Origin of the sequence: Suttonella indologenes, from assembly GCF_900460215.1 — a bacterium.
In the GTDB taxonomy this organism is placed as follows: Bacteria; Pseudomonadota; Gammaproteobacteria; order Cardiobacteriales; family Cardiobacteriaceae; genus Suttonella; species Suttonella indologenes.
The window spans coordinates 655,057-667,430 of the sequence record NZ_UHIA01000004.1 but is presented as its reverse complement, the minus strand read 5'-3'; the positions used below and the strand labels follow the sequence as shown (position 1 = coordinate 667,430).

General features: G+C 45.9%; 6 protein-coding genes and 1 tRNA gene. 3 read left to right on the top strand and 4 right to left on the bottom strand.

The features are described from left to right. The first annotated feature begins 72 nt into the window (after positions 1-72). From DYC63_RS12645 to DYC63_RS07275, 3 genes are all read left to right on the top strand, one after another. Complete coding sequence (locus DYC63_RS12645; RefSeq protein WP_172459450.1) at positions 73-660, top strand: hypothetical protein; 588 nt, start codon at positions 73-75, stop codon at positions 658-660. Beyond that, complete coding sequence (locus tag DYC63_RS12390) at positions 651-1,253, top strand: transferrin-binding protein-like solute binding protein (protein WP_147284942.1); 603 nt, start codon at positions 651-653, stop codon at positions 1,251-1,253. Before DYC63_RS12645 ends, DYC63_RS12390 begins: the two co-directional genes overlap by 10 nt. Positions 1,254-1,512: 259 nt before the next feature. Then, positions 1,513-2,934: a surface lipoprotein assembly modifier gene (locus DYC63_RS07275; RefSeq protein WP_115218617.1), complete on the top strand. Its 1,422-nt coding sequence runs from the start codon at positions 1,513-1,515 to the stop codon at positions 2,932-2,934. A gap of 558 nt (positions 2,935-3,492) precedes the next feature. Here the strand turns inward: DYC63_RS07275 and DYC63_RS07270 are convergent. From DYC63_RS07270 to DYC63_RS07255, 4 genes are all read right to left on the bottom strand, one after another. Further along, positions 3,493-3,569 (bottom strand) — tRNA-Arg (locus DYC63_RS07270). 205 nt (positions 3,570-3,774) lie between these two features. Then, positions 3,775-4,902, bottom strand: a complete 1,128-nt coding sequence (locus DYC63_RS07265; RefSeq protein ID WP_115218616.1) for an RNA-guided endonuclease TnpB family protein — start codon at positions 4,900-4,902, stop codon at positions 3,775-3,777. A 151-nt stretch (positions 4,903-5,053) separates the two neighbouring features. Continuing rightward, positions 5,054-11,410: an Ig-like domain-containing protein gene (locus DYC63_RS07260; RefSeq protein WP_115218615.1), complete on the bottom strand. Its 6,357-nt coding sequence runs from the start codon at positions 11,408-11,410 to the stop codon at positions 5,054-5,056. A 321-nt stretch (positions 11,411-11,731) separates the two neighbouring features. Next, positions 11,732-12,373, bottom strand: coding sequence for a carbonic anhydrase (locus DYC63_RS07255; RefSeq protein ID WP_115218614.1), 642 nt, complete (start codon positions 12,371-12,373; stop codon positions 11,732-11,734). Between the last annotated feature and the right edge of the window lies 1 nt (position 12,374).

Here is a 12,374-nt window from a genome sequence, read left to right as displayed (position 1 = left end):
GTGGCAGTAGCAATAATAAAAGTAATTTAACAGATTCAAATATTTCAGGCTCAACCGGTAAAACCGGCAGCAATGCTGGCGGCAATACTGGCGGCAATACTGGCGGCAATACTGGCGGCAATACTGGCGGCAATACTGGCGGCAATACTGGCGGCAATACTGGCGGTAACACCGGCGGTAACACTGGCGGCAATACTAGCGGCAATACTGGCGGCAATACTGGCGGTAACACTGGTGGCAATACTGGCGGTAATACTGGCGGTAATACTGGCGGCAATGCTGGCGGCAATACTGGTGGTAACACTGGCGGCAATACTGGCGGTAACACTGGCGGTAACACTGGCGGTAACACTGGTGGTAACACTGGTGGTAACACTGGTGGTAACACTGGTGGTAACACTGGTGGTAACACTGGTGGTAACACTGGCGGTAACACTGGCGGCAATGCTGGCGGCAATGCTGGCGGTAACACCGGCAGCAATGCTGGTGGTAACACTGGCGGTAATACTGGCGGTAATACTGGCGGTAATACTGGCGGTAACACTGGCGGCAATGCTGGCGGTAACACTGGCGGTAACACTGGCGGTAACACTGGCGGTAATACTGGCGGTAATACTGGCGGTAATACTGCTAAATACGAAGGTCTGTTATTGGCAATAGATCCTTCCTCAGTAAATTCTTCTTCTCCTCTTAAATACATAAGTAATAAATTCACAAATGATACGCGTACAAGTATTATTGTTAATGGACAGACTATTTCTCTAGTTCCAGCAGCTGAATTTACTAAAAATTTCCCACAATCTTTTTCTTCTTTCGGCAAAGTTGAGTTATCAGACGGAACGCCTTACCTTTACAGTTTTGGCGAAATTACCTCGGATATGCCAACAGCAGGTAAAGCGAGATATGAGGGTAAATATTATGAAGCAGTATATAATTCAGCTGCTGAAGAGGGCGAGGGCTATGAACGATCAGGAAACTTCGCAGCACTTGTAGATTTTGCTAATAAATCGATTTTTGTAGGAATTGGAACTGAACATTTAGCACGTTCAATTAAAGCTAAAATTGAAGGCTCTAGCTTTACTGGCATTGACAGAGAAATCTTCGGCGGTGACATCGAAAGCGTAGAAGGTAGATTCTATGGTCCGCAAGCATCAGAAATTGGCGGTGTTTATCATGGTAAACATAAATATGTAAAAGACGGCCTTAACTTTATGGGCTCATTCGGTGGCACAAGAGGACACATAGAAGAGTAACAAGCAGCTTTTATCATTAAAGAAAGTGGATAAATCCGCTTTCTTTTTGTTTGGTATTTTTAAATTATATAGTCTCTTAACTTCAAAATGAGATTATTCTAAGCGCTTCTCCTGACAAAATGTGTATCTCTAAGTCTCATTTTGAAGTTAAGGTACTATATTTTTAAATTATACATGATAAATTAATTTATTCTTTATCAAAATCAATAAATTGAATTATCTCACAAATCTGTGTCTATATTTACCGCCAAGAGGTTTTATGTTTTTTCTAAGAATTTTTTCTCAAGCACTGATGCTTACTACAGTTTTTTTATCTACTTCCATATATTCGCAATCTGTTGAACCTCTTTCCCCAGATGAACGGCCAACTTTTCATCTCTCAAAAAATACGCTTGAATTATTGCAAGAGACAGAAGAGAAACAATCAACTGTAATACAAGAACAAAATATGACTTCTCAAGAATTGCTTGCCCAACCTGTATTGCTTACTCAAGCATTAAATTCCGCTATCACTTTACAAGATGAGTCTGCTTTGATATTGCTCCTGCCATTATATGCACAGCTTCCGAAAAAAGACGAAATGCTTTATAAGTATGGACAGGCAATGCTATTTTTTTTACAAGAAAATCCTAAAGAAGCGGTTCAATTATACGAAGAAATTTTAACCTCTTATCCTAATTCTTCCCCCCTTCGCTTTCAACTGGCTTTATCTCTTTTAGCAGACAAGAGATTAGCTGCTGCTAATGAGCAATTTACACAATTAAATAATGAAGAATTACCGCCAGAAATACGGCAAACAATAAAAAACCTGCAAGCAGGCATTGCTAAGCAACTAGAGTGGCAATTCAACTTTCATGCACATGGTTTGATGGAGCGTAATATCAATGGTAGTCCTGTGAAACAGCAAGTCGGCGCTTGGAAATTCGCACCGCCTGAAAAAGCTTATGGATTAGCTTATGGCTTATCGGCAGATAAACTCTGGGCACTAGATGGGCATTGGTATTTAGCCGTTTCTGCTTCCGCAAATGGTAAAACTTTTTGGCAAAAACATGAATACGATGATTTATTACTACGTAGCAGCATAGGTCTAATGTGGAAAAACAGCAAAAATGAATGGGGTATACTCCCTTTTCATGAGCGGAGATTTTATGGCAGCGACAGCTATTCCTATGGTAATGGTTTGCGCCTACAAGGAAATTGGCAGATTAACGAGCATTGGAAATGGTTCGCTAATTATGAAATTGCCGATAACCGTTTTTTTACGCGTAAACATTTAGATGGCATTAGCCAGCGCTTAGGAAATACCTTATTCTATCGTCCAGATATAAAACAATACTTTACCTTTGGTATAGACTTAGGTAAGGAGGCCGCTAAAGATAGAAGTAATGCTTATGACTATTATGGACTACGTTTAGGCTGGGGGAAAGAATGGCAGCAAGGTATTTCAAGCATGATACAAATACATGCTTTAAAAAAAGACTATGCAGAAAAAGACTTTATTCAAATTAAGCGTCAAGATGAGCGTTACGGATTAAATCTCAGTCTGTGGAAACGCGATTGGCATTGGCAAAACTTTACCCCGCGCCTAACTTATCAATGGAAACGGCAGCGCAGCAATCATTTTGCTTATGATCAAGCTGCTGAGCAGAATATATTTATTGAAATTAGCAAGGATTTTTAGCCAGATAACATTAGGCAGATTCAAGTATGATTGCAACGCGCCCAGCTGTTTTAGCATTTTCGGGCGCTCTGAAATATCTATAGTCAAAGAATTGAAAAAGTATTACGGCGTTGGCTCGCCTTGCCGTACGCTCTTGTACTGTCTACGGCTCGCCGCCTTGTACTACTTTTTCACTTCTCCGACTATACTCTGTTGGGAATGTGTCCGCGTCTGTCATGAGCTTTGAAGCCACGTTTGCGGTAGGTTTTCTGACTACGCAGATGACGATATATAGTCGATTCATGACAAAGTTGCACACCTAAAAAATATCAAGCTTTACTATTGTGCGGGCTAACATATATAGTACCTTAACTTCAAAATGAGACTTAGAGATACACATTTTGTCAGGAGAAGCGCTTAGAATAATCTCATTTTGAAGTTAAGAGACTATAAAAACTATGTTTTTATTTGAGCTGAATTGACTATAATTTCCACTTTCCCGATTATCGCGTTGGAAATTCCTGCGAAAATTTCAGCTTAGGCAATAAAAAACCACTGCATTGCAGTGGTTTGGCAATCTGGCGCGCCCGGAAGGATTCGAACCTCCGACCGCCTGGTTCGTAGCCAGGTACTCTATCCAGCTGAGCTACGGGCGCGTTTTGAAGCCGCGCATTATGCAGAACTTGCCGATGTCTGTCAAGCAATTTTCTTGCACAGTCATCTTTACTTGACATACTCCCACCACCAAACCTAGCGGTTATGGTAGGGGGAATCCTTGCGACCCATAACAACTAACTTAGATTGAGTTGTTACCTTTCGCCATGCCACTATCGCTGAATAGTATCGGCATGAGGGAACTCTTTATACAGCACTAAGTCCTAGTGCATCAGCTAAGGCTTGCTTTCGTATATTGCTTGCTGCATTGGCATCACGGTCATGGCGTGTTTGACAGCTAGGACACGTCCAATTTCTCACAGATAATGGCAAATTATCTAGCTTGTGATGACAATGCGAACAAATTTTACTACTGGCAAAGAACCGATTGACTTTTAGAATGTTTTTACCATACCAATTTGCTTTGTAGGTAAGCAGGGTAACAAATTGCCCCCAACCGACATCATGAATAACTTTGGCAAGTTTACGGTTTTTTACCATGTTTTTCACCGCTAAATCTTCAAGTGCATAACTGGTAGCTTGGTTTTCACAGATAAGGCTATGCGTGATTTTGTGGTGTAAGTCTAAGCGCCCGTTGCGTACTTTTTCATGAATACGAGCAACGGCTAATTTTTGTTTTTGATGGTTTTTACTTTGTTTTTGTTTGCGAGCAAAGATTTTTTGTTGTACTGCCAGTCGCTTACTGGCATGGGCTAAATGTTTTGGATTATCAAACTTGCTGCCGTCTGATAAGTTAAGTAAGTGGCTGATACCTAAGTCAATACCAACAGTTAGGCTAGGCTCTATTGTGGTAGGTGTTGGTACAACTTCATTGTTTTCAACTAAAATGCTTGCATGGTATTTGCCTGTGGCGGTTTTGCTAATCGTTACTGTCTTAACCCTGCCCTCAAATTCACGGCTAAATACGGTTTTAATGCCTTTGATTTTGGGTAGATTGATAATGCCTTGTTCAAAGTTTACGCTGCAATGTTGGGGACATTGGTAGCTACGCTGTGGAATTTTTTTAGATTTGAAGCGTGGAAACTTGGCACGACCTTTGAAGAAATTGCTAAAGGCGGTATGCACATTTAGCAAGGCATTAAGTAGCGATTGGCTATTAACTTCGTTTAGCCATGCAAATTTGCTTGTTTTCTTTTTCTTGACTAATTGGTTTTGTATTTGAGTACGGGATAATGACTTGCCAAAGATTTTGTAATATCTATTTTGCAATGCTAACGCCCAATTGAACACAAAACGGCTACAGCCAAAATGCTTTTCGATTAGCAAGGCTTGTTCGCTGTTTGGGTAAATCCTGTATTTATAAGCTTTGAGCATGGCTTGTTAGCTGATTGAAATATGGGTATAAATTTAGCATTGTTGATGCCATCAGACAATATATCGAAAAACAAAAACGCCCTGATTAGAGCTTACTGCTTACATCTCCACCTAAATCAAAGATTATAGGTGGAGAATTACGCAGGATAGGTTAAACAATCGAGAAATGCTCGTATTGCAGGCTGTTAAGCGGATTACTCAAGGTGGCAAAATGAATCGCATCCGTGATGCCCTTGCCGTCGCTATCGTAAGTCAGTTTTCCGCTTGTTTTATCATATTGAATATAATCTTCAAATTCCGACTGCGTGATGTTCGCCAATGCGGTAAAAATCAGCTTGGATAATTCGATACGGTCTTCATTCGGATTGAAATCCTCGATGATATCGACCTTGCCGTTTAATGCCGTTTGGAAAACAAAGGTATCCGCGCCGTTGCCACCGACCAAGATATCCGCCCCCAAACCGCCGATTAAGCGGTCATTGCCGTCCATACCCTCCAAATGCGCGCCGACATTATTGGCAATTAGGATATTATCCAATTCATTGCCGATAGCGGATTTAGCCATCGTGCCGGTGAGCGTCAGGTTTTCCACATGCTCCGGCAGGCGGTAATCAATCAGGCTTAAGACGCTATCTTTGCCCTCATCCGCCAATTCAATCACTTCATCACCGCCATCATCGACCACATAGGTATCGTCGCCGCCCTCGCCGCGCATGATATCCGCACCTTCGCCGCCGTCGATATAATCATTACCCAAGCCGCCTTTAATCGTATCCCTGCCTTTGCCGCCGTAGATATTATTATCGGCTTTATTGCCGGTCAGGGTATCGTCGTGCGCCGAGCCGATGAGGTTTTCAATTTGCGTGCCGAAGCCGATAAAGGCTTGGTTTTCGGTGTAGCTGTTGAAAGAAGCCAAGGCATTATTATTGGCAACCGCAGCATCGTCCGCCAAATCAAAGAATTCGCGCAGGGTATAACTTTCCTTGTTCTTAATGGTCAGGGTTTTGGCAATGGCGCCGCGATAGCTCCAAGAACCCGGGGTTAAATTCACGTTCACCGCCATCTCTTCATTCGAAGCGTCGAAGGTATCCACGCCCGCGCCGTCCCAGATATAGACGCCCGCATCAGAGCTATGCACATTGTATGTGCCGAAGGTATAAACATCATCGCCGGCACGCGCATTCGGATTCACGCCGTAGCGGTACTGCAGTCCGGCAAGCTGATAAATGCGCAAATCATTCTTCACTAAATCATAATTGTAAGAATAAGACATATAAGAAAATTCGCCGTGATCCTCCAAACTGCCCGCGCCGACACCGTACTTTTCTTTCATCTTGGCAAAATCATTGGAATGCCCGAAAGTATGACTCATGGTCAAAGAATGTCCGACTTCGTGCAGTCCAAAATAAGCTACTGCGCCGTCAAATTTGCTCATCGGCTTATTCCAGAACACCCAACCGCCGTTAACCGCCCAAGCGATCGCACTTGAATTCTGCTGCGCCATGCTCACATTGATGCCCGAGCCATCCAGAATATAGCTGCTGCTTTCTACAAATTCGACGTTCAAATAGCTGCTGAGCATCGCAAAGGATTCGCGCATAATCGCCTGATTAGTCGGCGAGAGTTGCTCATACGTGCCGGCAATCGACAAATTGCCGTGTTTGACGCCGTAAGTCGCCTCATCTTCCGCCGTGACGAAATAATAGTAAATCTTATGTCTCTGCTCATTGCCGCCGACGGCGATTTTCGTATTGTAGCCGTAGCTGCCGCTCACGCCTTGTGCATTGATAAAATAGGGGAAATTGTAATCGGCTGCGGTGTGGTCTAATTTACGCTCCGCCTGCTTAATATTCCCATGCTTAGCCACAAAATCGCCGCTCAAGGTCTTAAAGCCGAGATAGGCTTCCGTGTCCTGCACGCTGATGGCATTGCCGGCGCGGTCATGGCTGTGCAAAGTGGCGGTCAGCGATTTCTCATCATTCTGCGCCAAAACATCGCGCGCCACTTCAAGGCTGAAGGAATGATCCGCCTGTACGGTGGTTTTAAAATGCTTATCGCCGATTTGCACCTCAACCGTATCGCCGACGCTCGCCCCTGTCGTTTGCCCGCTAATCTGGGTATTGTCTAACAAGGCTTTGGCATTAAAGGTTTGCACGCCGTTCGCATCGGTTTGGATAAAAGCACTGTTAAAATTAATGCTTTCATACTCAACATTTTCCACCGTCACTTTTCTGGCGGAATGAACGCCTTTATTGTCGACCAATTCAAAGGCTTTCTTATAATTTCCATCCGCCGAATTTGCCGCGCGGTTGAATTCCACACTGATGGCTTTGCCGTCTAGGGCTTTCAAATCTTCGGCGGAAAGATTAAATGTGAAAGTTTTGCCGCTATGATCCAAGCCGATTTTGTAGCTTTTATCGCCTGCTTTAATCACTAATTCGCGCACAAACATGGCGTTTTTACCTTGGGCATAAATGCCTGAATACGTAATTTCGCCATTCATGCGCAACATTTGCGCGCCCGTGCTGGAAAAGTTTTCCCCAATCTTTGTCACATCGATGGATGCCGCCGCATCAGGCGCAACGGCATAAACTTTTGCCGCCGATGCCTGCGCGCTGCCGCTGCGTGCCTGCGCAACAATGCGGTAGTCTTGATTATTCAGCAAATCCTGCGTTTTTACGTCCAGACTAAATTTGCCGCCCTGCACATCTGCTTCAAAGGATTGCTGATTAATCAGCAAACTAACCTTGTTCACAGCGTCAGCATCCGCGCCTGAAACCGTACCGGAGATTTTGGTCGTCGCCGCCTGCGCTTCGCTGACATTAAGCAGATTATCCGGCGTGAGATTATCCAGCTGAATGTGAAGGTTTTGGCTCACGATCCGATAAGCCGCTTGGCTTTGTACGGTCTGGCTGTTGCCCGCCGCATCATGGCTTTCAATACTGGCGCTTACCGTCAAATCAGGATTGCCCGCCAAGACATTCGCCGCCACTTCAAGGCTGAATGCACCGCCGTCTTTGATGTCGACTTGATACGTGTCTTGATGAATCCGAATGCTAACTTTATCGCTAGGCTGGAATTCGCCCGACACCTGCCCTGTCAACAGCACCGTATCTGTGCTGTCGGCAGAGACATCGCCAATCGTCTGCAACTGCAATTGCGTTTTCGGCGGGGTCAAATCCACTGCATAATCTAGGCTGTTTTCGGCTTCGGCAAGATTGCCGTTCACACCGAGCGCCTTTGCATAGACTTTCAGCGTTTGCTCGCCGTGGCGGCTTGCCAAAGGATTCTTGGCATTATCGGCAGCATTGAGCATCAATTGCCAGCTTTGACTGCTTTCATCTACCACCGCCTGATAGCGCTGACCGTGAATTTCCACGCTGACTTCTACCGTGCCGCTGCGCACCGCCGCGCTGTCATAGCTCAGGCTGCCGCTGATTAAGAGATTCTCGCCTGCCTGCGCAATATTAATCGCATTGCCGCCGTTGATGTCTTCCGTGCTTAAAGCTAATGCCGGCGGGCTTAATTCAATCGCAAAACTTTGGCTGTTGGAGGTCTTGCTCAAACTATTGCCCACATTATCGGAACGCGTAGCTTCCACGCTTAAGGTATTTACGCCCGCGGCAGCGGCTTTTTCCAATTCCGCAAAAGGCACATAGAATAAAGCGCCTAATTTCCGCTCGAGACCGACAATCGCATCGGCGGCACTGTAAGTCTTACCGTTCAGGCTTAATACGGCTGTTCCGATATCGCCGTTCACCACATTGCTATACAACGCCGTGATTTCCACCATGCCCTGCTCTTGATGACTTTGATTTAAATAGCCATCAATGCCGATGCTTTGCAAAGTAATGTCGAACTTCGGCAGGCTGGCTTTCCAGTTAAGATGGTAAATACTCTGTTCCGCCGCCACATGGATGCCGTCGCCGTAATCGGCGTTATAGTCCGCCGTAAAGCGCGATTGACGGCTGCCGTTAGCGCTGCCAAAAGTGTTAAGCTGATGAAATACCGAAGCGGCTGTAGCTTGAAAACTGAAACTCAAATCCGCTTGAATCACGGCTTCATGATCTTGGGTTTTATTGCCTGCAAGGGTCTGTTTAATCCGCAGCACTTGCCCTGCCACGCCGTTTTCAACGACGCCGCTAATCGTTATCATCTTATCGCCGCTGAAATTAGACAAATTCAAACGCTGATCACTGCCGATATAGCCCTGCAATTCCGTTTGGCTGATGCCCAATATCTCTGCGATTTCTTGCGCATTGAGCAGATTATCGTCGCTAATCGCATTAAAGCGAATCACCGGTTTGCTATTGCTGTCGATGACGGCGAATGTCTGCGTATGCGTATAAAAAGCCTCATTTAATGCCGCATCTTTGACCGCAACCTCGACCCCGATTTCCGCCTTGCTTAAGGCCGTGAGTTTATTGGCGGCAAGATTGAGCGACCAGCTGCGGCTTGCCGCATCCACCTGAGCCGCCATGACTTCTTCGCCGACCTTGACGCGCACCGCAACACTGTTCCAATCTACATCATTATCTACACTCAACTGCCCCTTAATCGCCACCTCGCCGGCGGCTTCGACTGAATTAATCACATTATCTTCAGCAATCACAATACTGGTAACAGGCTGAGACAGTTCCGTATCGATGGCATAGGTTTTTTCCTTGCTAATCGCCTCATTATTTTTCAGCACCGCCTTAATCGTCGGCACGGCATTATTCGTCAACAAATCCGCGCCTTTGACGTCCAGACTGAATTTGCCGTTCTCATCGACCTTTGCCACGCCCTCCAGCGTCTTCCAACCACCCGAACAAGCCTCACAGGCGCAAAGGAACACCAGCTCATCGCCGGTTTCGCCCAGCACCACATTGCCCGATAAAGTGACCGTGCTTTTGCTTTCCGCATCGTTCAAGACATTATCTGCGGTCACATGATCGACATTAATCACTTTACCGTCGGAAAAATCGATTTGATACTGATGCGAGACTTGCGCCGTATGCGTATTCTGCGCCGCATCCTGCGTACTCAATTGCAGGATAAAATCGTCTTTGTGATTGATTAAGGCGACAGTCCCTACTTCTATCTCAAAACCTAAACTGCCGTCTTGTTTTGCAATCAATTGCGTGCTGTGTTGGGTCGTGCCTAAACGGATAATCACGCTGTCGCCGACTTTCGCCGCCGAACCCTCAACATTTTCCACTTGACCGGAAATCAGGGTTTTCGGATTTTGGCTTTCCAGATAACTGATGACATCATCGCCCGTAATCGGATTGATGAGAATCTGCGGCGCTGTAATCACGGTATCCACCGCATAATGAACCGTCTGCGTCGCCTCTGCCGAACCGGCGGCATTGCTCGTTATCGCCTGCAATTGCAATACATTATCGCCTTGTGCCTGCGCCAATTTCGCACCGGCAACCACCGCCTGCCATTGATTGCCGCTAATCTGCGCGGCAAAAGTTTCGCCGTCCAGCATAAGATTCAAGCGCACATCGCTGCCGCTGTCATAAGCAATACTGCCTTTCAGAACAATATCTTCACCCGCTTCCTGCCGATTAATCACATTATCGTCGGTAATGCTATCCATACGAATGCTTGCCGGCGACGGCGGCGTAAGAGGCGGGGTTTGCTCTTGCGTTGTCGGCTGAGTCGCTTGCTCTTCTTCCGCTGTCGGCTGTGCAGGTTTTTCCGCAGGTTTTTCTTCTTCCGCTTGTGGTTGCGCGGGTTTTTCTTCTTCCGCTTGTGGTTGCGCGGGTTTTTCTTCTTCCGCTTGTGGTTGCGCAGGTTTTTCTTCTTCCGCTGTAGGTTGTGCAGGCTTTTCTTCTTCCGCTTGTGGTTGTGCAGGTTTTTCTTCTTCCGCTTGTGGTTGCGCGGGTTTTTCTTCTTCCGCTTGTGGTTGCGCAGGTTTCTCTTCTTCCGCTTTAGGCTGCGCAGGTTTTTCTTCTTCCGCTTGTGGTTGCGCGGGTTTTTCTTCTTCCGCTTGTGGTTGCACAGGTTGCTCTTCTTCCGCTTGTGGTTGCGCAGGTTTTTCTTCTTCCGCTGTAGGCTGTGCAGGTTGTTCTTCTTCCGCTTTAGGCTGTGCAGGTTTTTCCGCAGTATCGGATTGACCGCCATTGCTTAAAGAGACTGCGGCAACCGCGCCTAATGCCGCCGGTACCGCCACAAGACCTGCCGAAACACCTGCTTGAGCAGGTAAGACTTGCGAAGCCAGCATGGACTCGACGCTTTGAACGGTGGCAAAAGTACTTTCCAATTGCTGTAAATCCTGCCAATCTTCAATCACGATATAGTCCGAATAATTTTCTAAAACCAATTCGGCTTCGGCATCTTCATCAATAAAAACAAAAAGATCATTTCCTAGCAATTCAGTGCGCGGCTGCGCAATCAGCTGTCCTGCCTCATCGAGAATTTGATAACGCACATTAGCCTTCGTTTGTAAGCGCAGAGTTTCAGCTGACAATACATGCGTTTGCACTTCAGCGTTTTGAATTACGAGTAAACGATACATTGATAATAATTTTCCTTTTGAAATAAGATAGATAAACTTTCCGCCTTCAGGCAGGCAAAGGCGGGGGATTATAGCGGATTATGGAAGATAAGACACTGTTTTCGGCATGATTTTTGATGTTTTTTATCACTCTTGCAATAAGTTTATTTAATAAAAACTAAATCAAAAGCCATTTTTAATGAGTTTTACCAAACAAAAAATATAATCTCACTGTCATCAGTGAGATATCTCATCTCTTGCTTTAATAAATTTAAGGAAAATGTGTCTTATGAATAAGAGAATCGATTGCCTGATGCCGGCAATCGATTGAGAGAATAAATGCTAGCTAAATTTCATGCGGTAGGCGCGGCGTACTTGCCCTAAACCATTGAAAGTACAATTGGTATCGATAATCCGCCCGCTGTGCATATCAAAAACCCAGCCATGCACCGCCAATTGCATTTTGCGGTGCCAAGCGCGTTGCACAATCGAAGTCAGCGCCACCGAATGGGTCTGCTCGACCACATTCAGTTCCACCAAGCGGTTCACGCGTTGCTTTTCATCGGCAATCGCCTCAAGCTCTTCCTGATAGCGGTCGTACACGTCTTGGATATGGCGCAGCCAGTTATCCAAAAGCCCCACCGGTTCGCGCACCATTGCTGCCTGCACGCCGCCGCAGCCGTAATGCCCGCAAACGATAATATGCTTCACCGCTAAGGCATTGACCGCATAGTCTAAAACGCTCAGCAAATTGGTATCGGTATGCACCACCACATTGGCAATATTGCGATGCACAAACACATCGCCGGGCTGGGTGTCGATAATGCGGTTTTCCGGCACGCGGCTGTCCGCGCAGCCTATCCATAAGACTTGCGGATTTTGTCCCGCCGCCAGTTTGGTAAAATAATCAGGATCTTTGCGCAAACGCCGCTGCACCCAGTCGCGGTTGCGTTGCAAGAGCTGATGATATAAATCTTCCGCCATG